The 17,657-nt window shown below is 61.4% G+C and carries 18 protein-coding genes; 12 read left to right on the top strand and 6 right to left on the bottom strand.

The features are described 5' to 3' along the window. Positions 1-4: 4 nt before the first annotated feature. The gene (locus PMI16_RS12970) at positions 5-1,753 is read right to left on the bottom strand and encodes a methyl-accepting chemotaxis protein (protein ID WP_007880174.1); all 1,749 of its coding nucleotides are present in this window, start codon (positions 1,751-1,753) and stop codon (positions 5-7) included. A gap of 318 nt (positions 1,754-2,071) precedes the next feature. Between PMI16_RS12970 and PMI16_RS12965 the strand changes: the two genes are divergently transcribed. Continuing rightward, complete coding sequence (locus PMI16_RS12965) at positions 2,072-2,350, top strand: hypothetical protein (RefSeq protein ID WP_237719859.1); 279 nt, start codon at positions 2,072-2,074, stop codon at positions 2,348-2,350. 85 nt (positions 2,351-2,435) lie between these two features. Beyond that, positions 2,436-3,794 carry a chromate efflux transporter gene (gene chrA / locus PMI16_RS12960; protein WP_007880172.1) on the top strand — a complete coding sequence of 453 codons (1,359 nt, stop codon included), beginning with the start codon at positions 2,436-2,438 and terminating at the stop codon, positions 3,792-3,794. 19 nt (positions 3,795-3,813) lie between these two features. Here the strand turns inward: chrA and PMI16_RS12955 are convergent, their stop codons facing one another. From PMI16_RS12955 to PMI16_RS12945, 4 genes are read right to left on the bottom strand one after another with little or no spacing between them, the layout of a single operon-like run. After that, positions 3,814-5,130, bottom strand: a complete 1,317-nt coding sequence (locus PMI16_RS12955) for an ATP-binding protein (RefSeq protein ID WP_007880171.1) — start codon at positions 5,128-5,130, stop codon at positions 3,814-3,816. After that, positions 5,127-5,867: a response regulator gene (locus PMI16_RS12950; RefSeq protein WP_007880169.1), complete on the bottom strand. Its 741-nt coding sequence runs from the start codon at positions 5,865-5,867 to the stop codon at positions 5,127-5,129. The genes PMI16_RS12955 and PMI16_RS12950 overlap by 4 nt, the downstream gene beginning before the upstream one ends. A gap of 7 nt (positions 5,868-5,874) precedes the next feature. Next, on the bottom strand, positions 5,875-6,012 hold the full coding sequence (locus PMI16_RS26300; RefSeq protein ID WP_007880167.1) for a hypothetical protein: 138 nt from the start codon (positions 6,010-6,012) through the stop codon (positions 5,875-5,877). Continuing rightward, the gene (locus tag PMI16_RS12945; protein ID WP_007880165.1) at positions 6,009-6,380 is read right to left on the bottom strand and encodes a GFA family protein; all 372 of its coding nucleotides are present in this window, start codon (positions 6,378-6,380) and stop codon (positions 6,009-6,011) included. The genes PMI16_RS26300 and PMI16_RS12945 overlap by 4 nt, the downstream gene beginning before the upstream one ends. Positions 6,381-6,582: 202 nt before the next feature. Here PMI16_RS12945 and PMI16_RS12940 point away from each other — a divergent pair, with 202 nt between their 5' ends. The 3 genes from PMI16_RS12940 to PMI16_RS12930 are packed head-to-tail and all read left to right on the top strand — an operon-like array spanning position 6,583 to position 8,928. Next, entirely contained in the window at positions 6,583-7,290 is a 708-nt protein-coding gene (locus PMI16_RS12940; protein ID WP_007880163.1) for a cytochrome c biogenesis CcdA family protein, read from the top strand. A gap of 19 nt (positions 7,291-7,309) precedes the next feature. Further along, positions 7,310-7,837 (top strand): thioredoxin family protein, encoded by a 528-nt coding sequence (locus tag PMI16_RS12935; RefSeq protein WP_007880161.1) that lies wholly within the window; start codon positions 7,310-7,312, stop codon positions 7,835-7,837. A 56-nt stretch (positions 7,838-7,893) separates the two neighbouring features. Next, positions 7,894-8,928: an alpha/beta hydrolase gene (locus PMI16_RS12930; protein ID WP_007880159.1), complete on the top strand. Its 1,035-nt coding sequence runs from the start codon at positions 7,894-7,896 to the stop codon at positions 8,926-8,928. Positions 8,929-9,020: 92 nt separating this feature from the next. Here the strand turns inward: PMI16_RS12930 and PMI16_RS12925 are convergent, their stop codons facing one another. Then, the gene (locus PMI16_RS12925; RefSeq protein WP_034380484.1) at positions 9,021-10,262 is read right to left on the bottom strand and encodes an MFS transporter; all 1,242 of its coding nucleotides are present in this window, start codon (positions 10,260-10,262) and stop codon (positions 9,021-9,023) included. 126 nt (positions 10,263-10,388) lie between these two features. Here PMI16_RS12925 and PMI16_RS12920 point away from each other — a divergent pair, with 126 nt between their 5' ends. The 7 genes from PMI16_RS12920 to PMI16_RS12890 all read left to right on the top strand — a co-directional run. Then, positions 10,389-11,207: an AraC family transcriptional regulator gene (locus tag PMI16_RS12920; protein WP_007880155.1), complete on the top strand. Its 819-nt coding sequence runs from the start codon at positions 10,389-10,391 to the stop codon at positions 11,205-11,207. Positions 11,208-11,677: 470 nt separating this feature from the next. After that, on the top strand, positions 11,678-12,478 hold the full coding sequence (locus tag PMI16_RS12915; RefSeq protein ID WP_007880152.1) for a transporter substrate-binding domain-containing protein: 801 nt from the start codon (positions 11,678-11,680) through the stop codon (positions 12,476-12,478). Then, positions 12,423-13,460: an NAD(P)-dependent oxidoreductase gene (locus tag PMI16_RS12910; protein WP_272942482.1), complete on the top strand. Its 1,038-nt coding sequence runs from the start codon at positions 12,423-12,425 to the stop codon at positions 13,458-13,460. The genes PMI16_RS12915 and PMI16_RS12910 overlap by 56 nt, the downstream gene beginning before the upstream one ends. A gap of 471 nt (positions 13,461-13,931) precedes the next feature. Then, positions 13,932-14,705 (top strand): enoyl-CoA hydratase/isomerase family protein, encoded by a 774-nt coding sequence (locus tag PMI16_RS12905; protein ID WP_007880150.1) that lies wholly within the window; start codon positions 13,932-13,934, stop codon positions 14,703-14,705. A gap of 91 nt (positions 14,706-14,796) precedes the next feature. Next, entirely contained in the window at positions 14,797-15,864 is a 1,068-nt protein-coding gene (locus PMI16_RS12900; RefSeq protein ID WP_007880149.1) for an ABC transporter substrate-binding protein, read from the top strand. A gap of 25 nt (positions 15,865-15,889) precedes the next feature. After that, positions 15,890-16,981, top strand: a complete 1,092-nt coding sequence (locus PMI16_RS12895; RefSeq protein ID WP_007880148.1) for an ABC transporter ATP-binding protein — start codon at positions 15,890-15,892, stop codon at positions 16,979-16,981. 16 nt (positions 16,982-16,997) lie between these two features. Beyond that, positions 16,998-17,657, top strand: a 660-nt coding sequence (locus tag PMI16_RS12890) for an ABC transporter permease (RefSeq protein WP_007880146.1), incomplete at its 3' end; no start/stop codon positions are given.

Here is a 17,657-nt window from a genome sequence, read left to right as displayed (position 1 = left end):
TCGCCTAGAACTGCTCCCAGTCATCGTCGGAAGTTGCCGCCGGCAGCTTGGGTTGCCTGGCGACGGCAGGCGTTGAACGCGGCGCCGGCACGGCCGATGCCGGACCGGACGACAGTGCCGGCTTGCGCAGCGCATTCGCCGTTGCCGGCTGGTGCTTTACCAGGGGAGCAGAAACAGGCGCGGATGCCGTCATGCCCTTGCCTGCAGCGTCCAGCTTGAAAAAGCTGACCACCTCGGTCAAGGTGTGCGCCTGATCCTGCAAGGATTGCGCGGCTGCCGCAGCCTGCTCCACCAATGCCGCGTTCTGTTGTGTCGATTCATCCATCAGCGTAATGGCCCGGTTGACCTGCTCGATGCCGTCGCTCTGTTCCTGGCTGGCGGAACTGATCTCGGCGACGATGTCGGTCACGCGGCGCACGCTGGAGACCACTTCCGTCATGGTCGCGCCCGCCTGCTCGACCAGCCGGCTGCCGGAGTCGACCTTCTGCACCGAGTTGTCGATGAGCTCCTTGATCTCTTTCGCCGCGCTCGCCGAACGTTGCGCCAGGCTGCGCACTTCCGATGCGACGACTGCAAAGCCGCGGCCCTGCTCGCCGGCGCGCGCCGCTTCCACCGCGGCATTGAGCGCAAGGATATTGGTCTGGAAAGCGATGCCGTCGATGACGCTGATGATGTCGACGATCTTCTTCGACGATTCGTTGATGGCGCCCATGGTATCGATGACCTGGCCGACCACGCTGCCGCCCTGCACGGCGACCTCGGACGCCGACACGGCCAGTTGATTGGCCTGGCGCGCGTTGTCGGCGTTCTGCTTCACGGTCGAGGTGAGTTCTTCCATGGCCGAGGCGGTTTCTTCCAGGGACCCGGCCTGTTGCTCGGTGCGCGAGGACAGGTCCATGTTGCCGCTGGCGATTTCGCTCGACGCCGTGGCAATGGTGTCGGTGCCGCTGCGCACTTGGCCGACGATGCGCAGGAGATTGTCGTTCATGGTTTTCAGCGCGTGCAGCAGCTTGCCGGTTTCATCCTTGCGGCTGTCGTCGATATGCGACGTGAGATCGCCGGCGGCGACGGTCTCGGCAATGCCGACGGCCTGGTTGAGCGGGCGCGTGATGCTGAGCGCCAGACGCCAGGCGAACATCCATCCCGCGACGAACAGCAGCGCGCCGAATGCGATCAGCAGATTGCGGCTCATGGTGTAGAGCTCATGAATACTCGCGGCAATATGGTCGATGCTGGAACGCTGCATGTCGAGCAATTGTTGCAACGCATCGAGATAGCCCTTGGCCGCCACCGAAAAATCCTTGCCGAGAATGCGATTGGCTTCCTCGACCTGACCGTCGGCCTTGGCCTTGGAGATGGCGTCGCGCGCGGCGATGTAATTCTTGCGCACCGCGGTCAGCTGCGCGAACATGGCTTTTTCCTGCTCGCTGGTCAGCAGCGCTTCCAGGGCCTTCTGCTGTTCGTTCGACAATTTGGTGGACGTCGCCGCATCTTCCGCGAAGAACGCGCTCAGGCTGGGATCGGCACTCTTGGCGATGGCGGTCGTGCGGCGCACGCTGGTATGGATGGTGCGATACCAGTCGGAGACCAGGCGTTCTTTCGCCAGCGGTTTTTCCATCATCGCCTGCGTGGTTTCGGCAACGGTATGCAAACGCCAGATGCTCACCGCGATGACGCCGATGGCGGAAAAAAGGATGACGGCAAAGCCGATATTGAGGCGTTTGCTGATCTTCATATTGGAAAAGAAATTCATTGTTATCCTTGTCTGAATGTCGATTCGGGAACCGCTCCTTCGGCAAACCGGAACATATTCGTCCCTCCCTGAACCGCTCGTATTGTCGGCAATAAGGTCCTTGCAGAGATATAAGTATTACTACCTATCTCTTGTTTTGAACAGGTAACCGGTACATATAACATCCGAAAATGTCGCTTTGATGAACAAGCATGAACCACACGGCGACTTGACGATCAGGCAATATTGTCAATCGCACAAAACAAATAAGGAAACGATATGCAGCAAAGCTGGAAACCTACGTTACAAGCAAGCGGCGCCATGGCAATGAAAATGACGATGAAAATGCTGCTTGTCACAACGTCATTGCTGCTGAGCGCCGGCGCACAGGCATCCAGCGCCGATCAGTGGAAAAAATTGAAGGCCGACACGCGTGCAACATGCCTGGCGGAGAGCGGTTTCAAACAGCCGAAAGTACTGGAAGGTCCCATCGTCTTTTCCAATCGGGTGCTCTATCGCATCGGCGGCATCTGGCCGCAACAGCACATGAAGGGAAAATCGGGCAAGGTATATTGCCTGCACCCCTATCCCGACGGCAGGCCGGAAATCGTCGAATAGCAAAAACCGCACTCGGCGTGTCGGTTTGCATGCAGAATTGGCTTTTTCATCGAGCACCAATTAAATGCCATCGAGGATCCTGTTAATGAGCAAGACCGACGCTGCCCCGAACATTGAAGCGGAAGCTCCGCCACCAGTAAGTTTTAAAGAAGCTTTTCTTTTCTGGCTGAAATTGGGATTCATCAGCTTCGGCGGTCCCGCCGGGCAGATCTCGATCATGCATCAGGAGCTTGTCGAAAACCGCCGCTGGATATCGGAGCGGCGATTTTTACATGCGTTGAACTACTGCATGTTATTGCCTGGCCCCGAAGCGCAACAGCTGGCGACCTATATCGGCTGGCTCATGCACAGGACGGCGGGCGGCATTGTCGCCGGGGTCTTGTTTGTCTTGCCCTCGCTGCTGATCCTGATCGTCTTGTCGTGGCTGTACATCGCATTTGGCAATCTGCCGGTCGTGGAAGGCCTGTTCTACGGCATCAAGCCGGCCGTCACCGCCATCGTCTTGCAGGCAGCGCATCGCATCGGTTCGCGAGCGCTCAAAAACGGCGTTCTTTGGTCAATTGCCGCAGCGTCATTCGTCGCCATTTTTGCGCTCAATGTGCCATTTCCGGCGATTGTCGCTCTGGCGGCGTTGATCGGCTATGCGGGTGGGAAATCAGCGCCATCAAAATTCGCCGTCGGCGGAGGGCATGGTGCGGCAAAGCAGTCGTTCGGAAAAGCGCTGATTGACGACGACACGCCGACACCTTCGCATGCTTTGTTTCGCTGGAGCGGATTGCTCAGGATCGTCCTCGCAGGCGCGCTCTTGTGGATCATCCCGATGTGGGGACTCACCGCCCTATATGGCTGGAATCACACTTATACGCAGATGGGATGGTTTTTTACCAAGGCGGCGCTCATGACTTTCGGCGGCGCCTATGCCGTTTTGCCCTATGTCTATCAGGGCGCCGTCGGTCATTTTTCCTGGCTGACGCCGACCCAGATGATCGACGGACTGGCGTTGGGAGAAACGACGCCGGGACCGCTGATCATGGTGGTGGCGTTTGTCGGCTTCGTCGGCGGCTATGCGAAAGCCTTGCTGGGACCCGACCATCTGTTTCTGGCCGGAGCGATTGCAGCCGCTCTCGTGACCTGGTTTACGTTTCTGCCGTCTTTTCTGTTCATTCTCGCAGGCGGGCCGCTTGTTGAATCGACCCATCAAGATATCAAATTCACTGCGCCGCTCACTGCCATTACCGCCGCAGTAGTGGGCGTCATCCTGAATCTGGCGACGTTTTTCGGCTTGCATGTGTTGTGGCCGAAAGGATGGAATCAGGGTTTTGACTGGATGTCGGCACTCATCGCGCTGGCGGCGGTAGTTGCATTGTTCCGCTTCAAACGCAATGTGATCCACGTCATCATCGCCTGCGCCTTGCTCGGTTTGCTCATTCGCACACTCAGCTGATCGCGGCGGCAGGAATGGATCAGTTCGTCTTTGGCAAGCTCAGCCGCGCCTCCAGGCCGCCTTCGGCAAGATTGTGCAGCGACAGCGAGGCATCCATCGCCAGCGCCAGTTGCCGCGCAATGGCCAGTCCCAGTCCGGTGCCGCCGGTCTGCCGGTTGCGCGATTCTTCCACGCGATAGAAAGGTTGGAACACGGCCTCCAGCAACCCGGGGGGAATCCCCGGCCCGCGGTCGCGCACGCAGATCGTCACCGGCCCGCCGGGAAGCGCCGTCGCCACGATGCGGGCGCTGCCGCCGTACTTCAATGCATTGTCGATCAGGTTGCCGAGGATGCGTCGCAACGCCTGCGGACGCGTCACCAGCGCCGCACCGATGCTTCCATCCAGAGTCACCTCGCTGCCGGCGTCGACGTAATCGCACATCAGGCTGTCGAGCAAGGCGTCCGGATCGATGCGGATCGGCGCCTCCGCCGCGCCGTGCAAGGTGCGCGCATAGGCCACGCCTTCCTTGACGAGATTTTCCATCTCCTGCAAATCCTGTTGCAGTTTGGCATGCTGCGGATCGTCGTCCATCACGTCGACGCGCAAGCGCATGCGCGTGATCGGCGTCTGCAAGTCGTGCGAAATCGACGCAAGGATTTGCATGCGCTCGGCCATGTACGTCGCGATGCGATCCTGCATGGCATTGAAGGCTTTGGATGCGCGCGCCACTTCCGACGGACCGTCCTCGGACAAGCGCGCTGCCTTGAGATCGGGGCCGAGCGCGTCGGCCGCGACCGCCAGTGCGTGCAACGGCCGCGTCGCCAGCCGCACCGCCAGCCAGCAGCACGCCGCCAGCACGATCAGTTGCAGCGCCAGCACCAGCGGCAGCCACGGCGACAGCGGCACGCCCGACATCGGCCGCATGTCGATGGTCAGCGGCGTGCCGTCGGTGAGCTTGAGATGCACCTGCATGCGTTCCTTGTCGCCGGGCACGGCGTTGACGGTCAGCGCGTATTCAGTACCGATGCCGTCGGCGATCGACTTCGCCACCATCTTCGACAGGCGCGCATCGGGCGGCGTGCCGGCGATGCCGGGGCCGAGGATGAATTCATAACTGCGGCGCGCCAGGCGCGGCAGCCATTGCGGACGTTCGGCGGGCGGCAGATGGTCGAGCAGCGCCACCGAACTGGCCGCTTCGCGCTCGATGTAACCCATCATGACATTGGTGGTGGCCTGATCGCGCTCTGTCATCGTCAGCCAGAACGACAAGGTCTGCGCCAGCACCAGCCCGACGCACAGGATCAGCGCCAGCCGGGCGAACAGCGTGCGCGGCCAGCGCAAAAGAAGCATCTTCATTGCTCACCGTCCATCAAGGTCACGGCCGCCGAAAACACATAGCCCTCGTTGCGCAGCGTCTTGATATAGCGCGGTTCGCGCGCGCCGTCCTGCAAGCGCTGGCGCAGACGGCTGACCAGCAAATCGATGGAGCGGTCGAAAGGATCCGCCGCCCGTCCCTGCGTCAGGTTGAGCAACTGGTCGCGCGTGAGCACGCGCTGCGGATGATCGAGGAAGACGCGCAGCAGGCGATATTCGGCACCGCTCAACGCGACCATGGTGCCGTCCCGGTCGAGCAGATGGCGCGCCGTGGTGTCGAGCCGCCAGTCGCCGAAACCGAGCAGTTGTACCGCTTCGGTCACCTGCATATTGGGCGGCAGCATCCGCGCGCGCCGCAGCACCGAGCGTATGCGCGCCATCAGCTCGCGCACGGCGAACGGTTTGGCGAGATAGTCGTCGGCGCCCATTTCCAGTCCGACGATGCGATCGGTTTCTTCGCTGCGGGCGGTCAGCATCAGCACCGGCACGGCCTTGAATTTGCCGACGCGCAATTCGCGGCACAGCACCAGGCCGTCTTCGCCGGGCAGCATCAGATCCAGCACGATCAGATCCGGCGCGCCCTGCTCCAGCACGGCGCGCATCTGGCGCCCATTGGCCGCCAGCGACACGCGCATGCCGTTTTTCTCAAGGTAGGCAGCCAGCAATTCACGGATGCCGCGGTCGTCGTCGACGATCAGGATGTGGTCTTGGTTTTCCATGCGGCGATCATACCCGTTTGCGTCGACGTGCAGATGCCGTGCTCGTCACGTTGAGCAGCGAGCAATACACCGGCCTGGCCAATTCCGCCGCCAGACCGCCCGCCACAAAGGCGAAGATCGCCAGCAATCTCCTCGGATGCTTCATGCATCCTCCAGCACCGACAGGCTGGCGCCGTCGGCCACGCCCGCTTCCAGCGCATACGGATCGACGCCGTCCAGGCAGCCGATGTTGGCGCGCCAGAGATTGGGCGCCTTGCGAGTCTGGTGGAAGGGGTAGATACCGCAGTGCTTGCAGAAATAGTGCTTGGCCGTGCGCGTATTGAACTGGTACAGCGTCAGCGACTCTTCGCCGCTGACGATCTTCACGTCGGCGACGTCGATCATCGGCGTCATCAGCGCGCCCTTGCGGCGGCACAGGCTGCAATTGCAGCGGCCGGCGGGCGTCAGCGCGGTACGGACTTCAAAACGCACGGCGCCGCAATGGCAGGATCCCTTGTAAGTTTCGGTGGTCATTGTCGGTTCTCCTTTGTAGTGAGCGATTGCAATAACTGCCTTTATAAATCAATGCGAAAACAAGTCCGGAAGCGATTTGTGTCTCAATGTATCCGGCCTGTACACATACACAAAACATTGCACCCGTGCGGTGTTGCAGACACAAGCCAGATACGTGCAAGCGTTCCAATACGGTCATCGCAACCAACATTGGAATGCCATCATGCACAACTTTATCGAAACGCCGTTTGCCCTGCTGGCCGGTCTGCTGACCATCGCCTCGCCATGCGTCCTGCCGGTGCTGCCCATCTTGCTGGGCAGTTCAGTGGGAACAAATGGCAGCGCGCCCAACCGCGCCCGCCCGCTGTTCATCATCGCAGGTTTCATCCTGAGCTTCTCGGCCTTCGCCATGTTGCTGGGCGCCGTCTCCAGCACTGTCCACGTGGCGCAGGATGTGTTGCGCAATACCGCCATCGCATTGCTGGCGTTGTCCGGCCTGCTGCGCCTGTGGCCGCGTCCTTATGAATGGCTGGTGGCGCAGTTGCAACGCATGCACGCGACGCCTGGCGTACCCAAGGTGCATGCCGGCAACACCGGCGGCTTTGTACTGGGCATGTCGCTGGGTGCAGTCTGGACGCCGTGCGCCGGCCCGGTGCTGGCCTCGATCCTGGTGCTGGTCGTCAAGGCCCAGGACCTCGGCTGGTCGGCCTTGCTGCTGTTGATGTACGCCATCGGCGCCGCCATTCCCATGCTCGCCATCATTTACGGCGGGCAGTACGTCAGCCGCCATGTCCGTGTGTTGTCGCGTCACGCCCGGCGCCTGCAACAGCTGTTCGGCGTGCTGGTGATGCTGACCGCGCTGGCGATCTATCTGCAATACGACGTACTGATTACGGCCGCTGTTTCTTCCTTGTTTTCTTCTTCCATCTGAACTCTGAAAGGATTCCATCATGTTTTCCCGACTCAAGACTTTCGCCGCCCTGACCGTGCTGGCCGCAGCAACGTCCACCGCAGCCTCCGCCGGCGCACTCGGCAAAAGCGTCGCCGCGCCGGAATTCAGCGGCATCGACAAATGGCTCAACAGCGAACCGCTGACCATGCAGCAGCTGCGCGGCAAGGTGGTGCTGGTCGACTTCTGGACCTACACCTGCATCAACTGCATCAACACCCTGCCCCACGTCAAATCCTGGTACGACAAATACAAGGACCAGGGCCTGGTCGTGGTCGGCGTGCACACGCCCGAATATCCCTTCGAGCGCAGCACCGACAACGTCAAGACCGCCATCAAGCGCTTCGGCCTGACCTACCCGGTGGCGCAGGACAACCGCTACGCCACCTGGACTTCGTACAACAACCAATACTGGCCGGCGTTCTACCTGATCGACAAGAAGGGACAAGTGGTCTACACGCACTTCGGCGAAGGCCAGTACGCGCAAACCGAAGCCGCCATCAAGAACCTGTTGGCGCAACCGCAGTAAGCAGCAAAGCAACGCGAACCAAACCAGCTCATCGCCACACACTCAAGGAGAAAAACATGTCCGATCAGATCAACCAACGCCGCCGCCGTTTCTTCGGCGCGGCCGCAGCCACCGTCGCCACCGCGCAGTTGAGCTTCAGTGCGCTCGCCAATGCACAGGGTATCGCTGCCGCTACTCCGTCTGCATCCGCAGCGGGCTTCGCCGGCATCAAGCAAATCGACGCCGGCGTACTCAACATCGGCTATGCGGAAGCCGGTCCAGCCAACGGCCAGCCGGTCATCCTGCTGCACGGCTGGCCCTACGACATCCACAGCTTCATCGATGTCGCGCCCTTGCTGGCAGCGGCCGGCCATCGCGTGATCATCCCGCATCTGCGCGGCCACGGCAGCACGCGCTTCCTGTCCGCCGACGCGCTGCGCAATGCCCAGCAATCGGCCGTGGCGCAGGACATCATCGCGCTGATGGATGCCTTGCGCATTCCGTCGGCGGTCATCGCCGGTTTTGACTGGGGTGCGCGCACCGCGTGCATCATGGCGGCCCTGTGGCCGGAGCGCTGCAAGGCGCTGGTGTCGGTCAGCGGCTATCTGATGACCAATCTGGCCGCGGCCAAGAAGCCGCTGCCGCCCAAGGCGGAGTTCGACTGGTGGTATCAGTTCTATTTCACCACCGAGCGCGGCGTCGAAGGCTACACCAGGTATCGCCGCGAGTTTGCCGAACTGATCTGGAAGACGGCCTCGCCGAAATGGCAGTTCGACGCCGCCACCTTCAACCGCAGCGCCGCGTCCTTCGACAACCCGGACTACGTCGCCATCGTCATCCATAATTACCGCTGGCGTCTCGGCCTGGCCGACGGCGAACGCAAGTACGACGCGCTGGAACGCCGCCTCGCCGGCCTGCCGGCGATCGGCATCCCGACCATCACCATGGAAAGCGACGCCAACGGCGCCCCCTTCCTGCCGCCGGCCTTGTATCGCGACAAGTTCTCCGGCAAATATGAACACCGCAACCTCACCGGCGGCATCGGCCACAACCTGCCGCAGGAAGCCCCCCAGGCATTCGCCGACGCGGTGCTGGCGGTGACAAAACTTTAAGTCGGTTAAAGTCAGCTAAAGTCAGCTACAAGCGACAATATCCGCGCAGGCGGATATTGTCGTGCACGCTTATGTCGAAATTGACCTCAGGGTCAATGTTTCAGATTCGGCAGGAACACCGTCAGCACACCCGCCAGCGGCAGCCACGCGCACACCGCATACACCGCCGCGATGCCGTACAGATCGGCGAGATGCCCGAGCAACGCCGCACCGATGCCGCCAAAGCCGAACATCAATCCGAAGAACACGCCCGCCACCAATCCCACCTTGCCCGGCACCAGCTCCTGCGCATACACCACGATGGCCGAAAACGCCGACGCCAGGATGAAGCCGACGCACACGCACAGCACGCCGGTCCAGAACAGGTTGGCGTGTGGCAGCAACAAGGCGAACGGCGCCGCGCCGAGTATCGAAAACCAGATCACGCGCTTGCGTCCGATCTTGTCGCCGATGGGACCGCCGAAGAACGTACCCAACGCCACCGCACCGAGGAACAGAAACAGCAGGATCTGCGAATCGCCCACCGCGACGTGAAACTTGTCGATCAGGTAGAAGGTGAAATAACTGGTGAAACTCGCCATGTAAAAATATTTGGAAAACACCAGCAAGGACAACACCACCAGCGCCTTCTTGACGGCGCCCGGCGGCAAATCATGCAGCATGGCCGCTTTGCCCTTCTTCGCGCCGGCAGCCAGATGATGGCGATACCAGTTGCTCACGCGCGACAAGGTGACGATCGCCACCACGGCGATAATGCAAAACCACGCGATGTTAGCCTGGCCGAACGGCACCACGATCGCCGCCGCCAGCAAGGGACCCAATGCGGAACCGGCATTGCCGCCGACCTGGAAAGTCGACTGCGCCAGACCGAACCTGCCTCCCGACGCCATGCGCGCGATACGCGACGCTTCCGGATGGAAGGTCGACGAACCGACACCGATCAATGCCGCCGCAAACAGAAACCACGGAAAGCTGCCGGCCATCGACAGCAACACCACGCCGATCAGCGTGAAGACCGCGCCGCACGGCAGCAGCAGCGGCTTGGGATGCTTGTCGGTGTACATGCCTATCCACGGCTGTATCAGCGATGCCGTCACCTGGAAGGTAAGCGTGATCAACCCGACCTGCGTGAACGTCAGCCCATAGTTTTGCTTGAGCATCGGATAGATGGACGGCAGCAAGGCCTGGATCAGGTCGTTGATCAGGTGGGCGAAGCCGACCGCGAGGACGATGCGCAATACCAGAGGTGTAGCGCTGCTGCCTGAGGCGACCGACGTCGCAGGGGCTTTATCGGCCAGCGGCGCAGCGAGCGTAGATGAGCTGTTGATTGTCATGAGCAAGAAGGAACGTGAAAGGGACGAAAAAAGGACGAGAAACATGCAAGGAACACGTCAATGTTATATTGGCATTTAAAAACCGTAATGCCATTTTTCGTCGATTAAGTGACAACACTCAACGCCATGAAAATCGTCCACTCCAGCGCCAAGGCCGCCAAACTCCAGCAACTGCCGCAAGCCGTGGTCGCCTTCAGCCGCGACTTCGACGCCGGCCAGTTGCTGGCGCCGCATTCGCATCCGCGCGGGCAAGTGCTGTACGCCGCGGAAGGCGTGATGCAGGTGCGCACGCCGCACGGCCTGTGGGTCATCCCGCCGCAACGCGCGCTGTGGGTGCCGTCGGAACTGGAACACGAAATCCGCATGCTCAGCGAAGTGCATCTGCGCACGCTCTACATCCGCCAGCAAGAGTCGCGGCAGATCGGCGAGGCTTGCCGCCTGCTGGAAGTCAGCCCGCTCTTGCGCGAGCTGATCCTGGCGCTGCTCAAGGAAAGCGCCGACTACGACATCAAGGCGCGCGGCGGTCATCTGGCGCAACTGATCCTGTCCGAGATCCACGGCGCCGCGGCGATTCCCGTCGCCATTCCCTGGCCGTCCGACCGCCGGCTGGTGGCGATCTGCGAAGCCATCGTCGGCAACCCCGGCAGCCTGAACTCGCTGGAACAATGGGCCGAACTCGGCGGCGCCAGCGCGCGCACGGTGATCCGCCTGTTTCCCAAAGAGACCGGCTTGCAGTTCCGTCACTGGGTGCAGCAAGTCCACATCACCGAAGCGCTGCTGCGGCTGGCGCAAGGCGACGCCGTCGAACGCATCGCGGAGAAGCTCGGCTACAAGAGCGCCAGCGCCTTCACCAGCATGTTTCGCAAAGTGCTCGGCAAGACGCCGAGCCAATATGCCGCTCATGGCCGGCCTGCATTGAGGCCGGCGTTGAAGCCGCGGACATAGACTGTTTCAATCGCCGGCACGCAGACGATGCAGGCGATGTATGGAAAAATCCGGAAAAAATCCGGGCCATCACGACCGGTTATCACGCGATGAATTACTTTCATTAGACAGTGCCCGACGCCGGGCGTAGTGTCGCTTTCCACACGAGGGCCTGATTCAGTGAGGGCTGCTCGGCAGAATCAAGAACCATAAAAGCCGGCGGGCGCTACGAGATCATTGCCACGCCATTGGCGGAGACAACACCAGGATTTTTTACGCGACACCGATGTTCCATCGTTGACGGCGCTGTTGCGCCTGAACGGTGGCAGCGGACTCGCGCCTGCCGTTTCCTCCCTCTCTTCCATGGCTTCTTGCTCTGACGCAATCGCATTTCCGAAGCATAGAATCCGTTATCCGTTTCTCAGCAACAGCTTTCGCATCAACGCAACGCCGGCAGTGAACAACAACAATTCTTATATCCAGGAGATTGCATGAAACTCGTCAACATCAAATATCTGGCCGCCGCCTTCCTTGGGCTGGTCTGCCTTGCCCAGTCGGTCAGCGCCGACACGCTCAGCGACATCCGCCAGCGCAAGAAAATCGTCATCGCCATCGATCTCGGTTCGCCGCCTTTCGGCATGACCGACGACAAGCTGCAACCCTACGGTTCCGACGTCAGCGCCGCCAAGATGCTGGCCAAGGACCTCGGCGTCGAGATGGAAATCATCCAGGTCACCGGCCCCAACCGCGTGCCTTTCCTGCTGACCAACAAGGCCGACATCGTGATCGCCTCCTTCAGCATCACGCCGGAGCGCGCCAAGGTGATCAACTTCAGCGTGCCCTACAGCGCGTCGGAGTCGGTAGTCGGCGCCGAGCACTCGATGCAGATCAAGAGCCTGGCCGACCTGGCCGGCAAACGCGTCGGCGTCGTGCGCGGCAACCTGCAGGACACGCTGCTCACGCCTATCGTCCCCAAGGGCACGATCCTGGTGCGCTATGACGACGACTCGACCAACGCGGCCGCGCTGCTGTCGGGCCAAGTCGACGCCATCGGCACCGCCAGGGAGCTGGTGACCACGACGGCACGCAAGAATCCGGGCCGCAACATCGAAACCAAGTTTGCGGTCAAGGTGGTCCCGCACGGCATCGGCGTGCGCAAGGAAGACACTGCGCTGCTGGCGTGGATCAACAACTGGGTCGTCACCAACATGAAGAACGGCAATCTGGCGAAATCCTATGAGGCCGCGGCAGGCGCGCCACTGGCCGATCTTTCTCAATACATGCCCAAGTAAGTACGCAACAGATCGCTTCACGTCGGCGCAGCCTCCGGTTGCGCCGGCCTTTTCCACTTCTCACTCCTCTTCTCACGAAAGCAATTCACCAGTCATGAAAAATATCGGATTCATAGGCGTCGGCATGATGGGCCAGGGCATGGCGCACAACCTCGTCATCAAGGGCTTCAAGGTCACCGTCATGGGCAACCGCAATCGCAAGCCGGTGGAAGAGCTGGTCGCCGAAGGCGCGCGCGAGGCCGGCAGCCTGCAAGACCTGGTCGCGAGCAGCGATGCCATCATCCTGTGCGTCACCGGCTCGCCGCAGGTGGAAGACCTGATGTTCCGCGCCGGCGGCATTCTGGAACACTGCCGCAGCGGCCAGATCGTCATCGATTGCTCCACCAGCGAGCCGATGTCGAGCACGCGCATTGCCGAACAACTGGCCGCCAAGGGCGTGAAGTTCGTCGATGCCCCGCTGGCGCGCACGCCGGTGGAAGCCATGCAAGGCCGCCTCAACACCATGGTCGGCGCGGATGCCGCGACCTTTGAAAAAGTGAAGCCGGTGCTGGAAGCCTTCTGCGAAAACATCTTCCACATCGGCGACACCACCAGTGCGCAGAAGCTGAAGCTGCTCAACAACTTCATTGCCATCGGCATCGCCACGCTGACCACCGAAGCACTGGCCATGTGCGACGCGGTCGGCGTCGACCAGCGCAAGTTCGTTGAGGTGATCAGCAAAGGCGGCGCCAACAGCGGCATCTTCCAGATGATCGCCGGCGGCATCCTCGAAGGCCGTTCCGACGGCATGAAGTTCAGCATCGCCAACGCCGGCAAGGATCTCGGTTATTACAACAACATGACGGCGCAGTTCGCCAATCCTGCCATGATAGGCACCCACGTTGCCGCGACCTTGCAGCAAAGCGTGAAGGAAGGCTTCGGCGACCAGATGCTGGGCGCGATGGTGAAGGCGCACAAGGACAGGCTGGCGGCGAAGAAGTAGGCTGCCGGAGCGCGGTCATCAAGCACGCCTCTGCAAATACCGATAGCCGTCGTCCTGACGAAAGTCAGGACCCAGCGTCTTATCTGTCGTTTGATCGACCGCCGTCACGACACTGGGTCCCAGCGTTCGCTGGGACGACGGCGAAGCTGGAAGCGTCTTTCGCGGACAATTCCATCCAGCAATACCAAGCCCCTCACGGGGCTTTTCTTTTTGCCGCGCGCCGAGCGACGTGCAACGTGCGACGCCGTTTCCCTGACTCGCGCCCTCAGTTTCCACCGCAGCCATCATCTCCTCCCCGCACCAAGCCACGCCATCGCCTCGAACTTTTGTAGTGCAACGCAATGTAAACCACCCCTCCAACGCACCAGTACAGAGCTTAATGAGCCATCTTGCATTGCATATAGACAGGCACATTTATTGCTGCAACACTTACTAGCGTTATAAAACATTAGTTATTACATAGGAATAATTATGGAAAAATTTATCAAACTGGCAATCGATGGAAACGTGGCGATCATCACCCTGAACCGCCCTGAAAAGCTCAACGCCTGGAACACGGAAATGCGCAACGAGATCATCGCCGCGCTCAAGCGCTTCGATCAGGAAGCCGCGATCGGCGCCATCGTCATGACCGGCGCCGGCGACCGCGCTTTCTGCGCCGGCCAGGATCTGGAAGAAGCGCACGGCTTCGATAAGACGCGCGTCGATGAGTGGATGACCGAATGGGAAAACTATTACCGCACGCTGCGCGCATTGAAGAAACCGCTGGTCATGGCGCTCAACGGCACCGCCGCCGGCTCGGCATTCCAGGTCGCCTTGCTGGGCGACATCCGCGTCGGCCACGCCGGTTCGCGCATGGGCCAGCCGGAAATCAATTCGGGCATCCCGAGCGTGACCGGTCCATGGATCATGGCGCCGATGCTGGGTCTGTCGCGCACCATCGAGCTGACCCTGACCGGTCGCCTGATGGAGGCGGAAGAAGCGCATCGCCTCGGCCTGATCCATCACCTCGTCCCGCAAGCGGAAGTGATGAGCAAATCGCTGGCGATCGCGCGCGACCTCGCCGGCAAGCCGCCGGTCGCCATGCGCCTGGACAAGCAACGCTTCTATGAAATCACCGAACCGGGCTTCGTCGACGCCATCGCCGCCGGCCGCCGCATCCAGGGCGAGGCCTACGCCACCGGCGAACCGGCCCGCATGATGGAAGAGTTCTTCAAGAAGCGCGGCCACTCCATCGCGGGTTGATCCGACATCACGATCACGTCAGCACGCTTTTTTGCATTTCAGTAATGGCAGGTCTGAGGGTTCTCTAATTCACTATTCAAGGGGAGTACGTATGACTAAGCAAATCAATCAACAACGCCGCACCGTATTGAAGATGGCGGGCGGGCTGGCGGCAGCGGCCGGCGTCGGCGCCGCCCCTGCGGTGTTCGCGCAAAGCAAGCAACTGGTGGTCGCCGATCCGGGCGGTCCTTACACGACGGCTTATCGCAAGGCGTTTTACGATCCGTTTGAAAAAGCCACCGGCGTCAAGATCGTCAACGTCGCGCGCGAAGCGCAACCGCTGGCGCAACTGACCGCCATGGTGCAGACCAGGAATTTCGTGTGGGACGTGACCACGCTGACGCTGCAGCAAGACGTGCCCATCCTTGAAGAAACCGGCATGCTGGAACCGCTGGGCATCGCGCCGACCGATTTCAAGAACATGCTGCCGGGCGCGATCACGTCGAACTTCCTCGGCGTCGACGTGTACGCCACCGTCCTCGCTTACCGCACCGACAAGCTCGGCAAAAACCCGCCGAAGACCTGGGCCGATTTCTGGAACGTGGAAAAATTCCCGGGGCGCCGCTCGCTGCGCCGCAACGCCATCGACACGCTGGAACAGGCCTTGATGGCGGACGGCGTGCCGCCGGAAAAACTCTACCCGCTCGATCTCGACCGCGCCTTCAAGAGCCTGGATCGCATCAAGAAACACATCTCGGTCTGGTGGACCAGCGGCGCGCAGGCGATGCAGCTGATCCAGTCGGGCGAAGTCGACATGATCTCGACCTGGAACGCGCGCGCGCAAACCGCCATCGAAGGCGGCGCGCCGGTGGCCATCAACTGGAACCAGGGCCTCTACTCGGTCGAAGGCTGGGGCGTGCCGAAGGGAAATCCCAGGGCCGCCATCGCCAAGGACTTCGTCAAGTTCTGCGCCGACGCCAAGCGCCAGAGCGGCTTCACCGACACGCTGGCCTACGGACCGACCGCCCTGGAAGCCTACAAGGACATCCCGGCCGCACGCGCCGCGATCCTGCCGACGGCGCCCGCCAACATCGCGCTGATGCGCCCGCCGAGCGGCCCGTGGTGGCACAAGAACCGCAACGCCGTGTCGGACCGTTTCAACGCGTGGTTGCTCTCCTAGTTACTTTCCATATCGCGAAGACATCATGACTGCCAGACTGCAAACCATAGCAATCAGCAAGCACTACGACAGCGTCACCGCGCTCTCCGCTACCGATCTTGAAGTGCGGGACGGGGAGTTCCTCACCTTGCTGGGACCGTCCGGTTCCGGCAAGACCACGCTGCTGCAAATCCTCGCCGGGCTGGTCGAACCCAGCGGCGGCCGCTTGCTCATCAACGGCAAGGATGCGACCCATGCCGCCGCCGGCGACCGCGGCATCGGCATGGTGTTCCAGAGCTACGCCCTGTTCCCGCATCTGTCGGTGTGGGAGAACATCGCCTACCCGCTGCGCATGCGCAAGATGGACAAGGCGGCGATGGCAAGTGCGGTGAAAGATGCGCTGGAAATGGTGCAGATGGGAAGCTATGCGCATCGCCTGCCGCGCGAGCTGTCCGGCGGTCAGCAGCAGCGCATCGCCCTGGCGCGCTGCTTCGTCTACAAACCCTCGGTGATCTTGCTGGACGAACCGCTCGGTGCGCTGGACAAAAAACTGCGCGAACACATGCAGTCCGAGATCCGCAGCCTGCACAAGGATCTCGGCGCGACCTTCATCTATGTCACGCACGATCAGGAAGAAGCGCTCAACTTGTCCGACCGCATCTGCCTGATGAACCAGTCGAAAATCGAGCAGATCGGCACGCCGCAAGACTTGTACGACAAGCCGGCGACGGCCTTCTCGGCGCAGTTCATCGGCTACTCCAACCTGTTGTCGGGCCGCGTGGAAAAACATGCCGGCGACGACAATATCCGCCTCTGCAATGCGCGCTTCAGCGTACCGATCCACGTACCGGAGCACGTCCCGGTGCACTCGCTGCTCCCGCTCGACAAAACGCCCGGAGCCGACGATATCTCGCTGGTGATCCGTCCCGAAGAAGCGCGCCTGTCGTCTGTCGACGACGCCTACGTCAAAGGCACGGTACGCGAAGTCGTGTTCGCCGGATCGGACTTCCGCGTGCTGGTCGACATCGGCGAGAAGCAACCTTTCCTGCTGCGCTGCGGACGCCGCGACGCTCCCGCGCCCGGCGACACCGTCGGCGTCACGTGGAACCCGGCGCATACCGCCGTGGTGACCTGCTGAACAAGGGAGATACGCCATGTCTGCTTCCTCCCTCCGGGTTTCGGCCCCTGCCGTTGCGCTCCGCCGCACGTCGACGTTCGGCAAGTCTCTGCGCGCCTGGCTTCCCGCCGTGCCGTGCTTCGTGTTCCTGATCGCCTTCTTCTGCGTGCCGGTGATCGAGATCCTGCAGACCGGCATGGTCAACGCCGACGGCCACGTCACGCTTGATCAGTTCCGCCGCATGACCAATGACCTGGTGTTTGCCAAGGTGCTGGGCAATACCTTCCTGATCTCCGGCCTGACGGCGCTGTCGTCGGTGGTGCTGGGGTTTCCGATCGCCTACTTCCTGAGCCAGCTGAGCGACAAGTTTCGCGAACGCTGGATGATCTGGATCATGGTGCCGTTCTGGACCAGCTATCTGGTGAAGACCTTTGCCTGGATCCTGGTGCTGTCCAAGACCGGCATCCTGCTCACGCTGGCGGTCAGCCTCGGCCTGGTCGACGATCCGTCAGCACTGGCGCCGTCCATGCTGGGCGTGATGATCGGCATGGTGCATGCGATGCTGCCGCTGGCGGTGATCAACATGCTGCCGATCATGCGCGGCGTCAACGCACAGTTGCTGCAGGCGGCGGAGACCCTGGGCGCCAATCGCTCCATCGCCTTCTTTTCGATCTTCCTGCCGATGGCGGGGCCGGGC

Source organism: Herbaspirillum sp. CF444 (assembly GCF_000282135.1).
GTDB lineage: Bacteria > Pseudomonadota > Gammaproteobacteria > Burkholderiales > Burkholderiaceae_D > Herbaspirillum.
This window is presented reverse-complemented; position numbering and strand designations above follow the sequence as displayed.

Bases quoted from the DNA above. Each gene is read 5' to 3' on its own strand.
- PMI16_RS12970 (WP_007880174.1), bottom strand. From the start codon at position 1,753: ATGAATTTCTTTTCCAATATGAAGATCAGCAAACGCCTCAATATCGGC.
- PMI16_RS12965 (WP_237719859.1), top strand. From the start codon at position 2,072: ATGAAAATGCTGCTTGTCACAACGTCATTGCTGCTGAGCGCCGGCGCA.
- chrA (WP_007880172.1), top strand. From the start codon at position 2,436: ATGAGCAAGACCGACGCTGCCCCGAACATTGAAGCGGAAGCTCCGCCA.
- PMI16_RS12955 (WP_007880171.1), bottom strand. From the start codon at position 5,130: ATGAAGATGCTTCTTTTGCGCTGGCCGCGCACGCTGTTCGCCCGGCTG.
- PMI16_RS12950 (WP_007880169.1), bottom strand. From the start codon at position 5,867: ATGGAAAACCAAGACCACATCCTGATCGTCGACGACGACCGCGGCATC.
- PMI16_RS26300 (WP_007880167.1), bottom strand. From the start codon at position 6,012: ATGAAGCATCCGAGGAGATTGCTGGCGATCTTCGCCTTTGTGGCGGGC.
- PMI16_RS12945 (WP_007880165.1), bottom strand. From the start codon at position 6,380: ATGACCACCGAAACTTACAAGGGATCCTGCCATTGCGGCGCCGTGCGT.
- PMI16_RS12940 (WP_007880163.1), top strand. From the start codon at position 6,583: ATGCACAACTTTATCGAAACGCCGTTTGCCCTGCTGGCCGGTCTGCTG.
- PMI16_RS12935 (WP_007880161.1), top strand. From the start codon at position 7,310: ATGTTTTCCCGACTCAAGACTTTCGCCGCCCTGACCGTGCTGGCCGCA.
- PMI16_RS12930 (WP_007880159.1), top strand. From the start codon at position 7,894: ATGTCCGATCAGATCAACCAACGCCGCCGCCGTTTCTTCGGCGCGGCC.
- PMI16_RS12925 (WP_034380484.1), bottom strand. From the start codon at position 10,262: ATGACAATCAACAGCTCATCTACGCTCGCTGCGCCGCTGGCCGATAAA.
- PMI16_RS12920 (WP_007880155.1), top strand. From the start codon at position 10,389: ATGAAAATCGTCCACTCCAGCGCCAAGGCCGCCAAACTCCAGCAACTG.
- PMI16_RS12915 (WP_007880152.1), top strand. From the start codon at position 11,678: ATGAAACTCGTCAACATCAAATATCTGGCCGCCGCCTTCCTTGGGCTG.
- PMI16_RS12910 (WP_272942482.1), top strand. From the start codon at position 12,423: ATGAGGCCGCGGCAGGCGCGCCACTGGCCGATCTTTCTCAATACATGC.
- PMI16_RS12905 (WP_007880150.1), top strand. From the start codon at position 13,932: ATGGAAAAATTTATCAAACTGGCAATCGATGGAAACGTGGCGATCATC.
- PMI16_RS12900 (WP_007880149.1), top strand. From the start codon at position 14,797: ATGACTAAGCAAATCAATCAACAACGCCGCACCGTATTGAAGATGGCG.
- PMI16_RS12895 (WP_007880148.1), top strand. From the start codon at position 15,890: ATGACTGCCAGACTGCAAACCATAGCAATCAGCAAGCACTACGACAGC.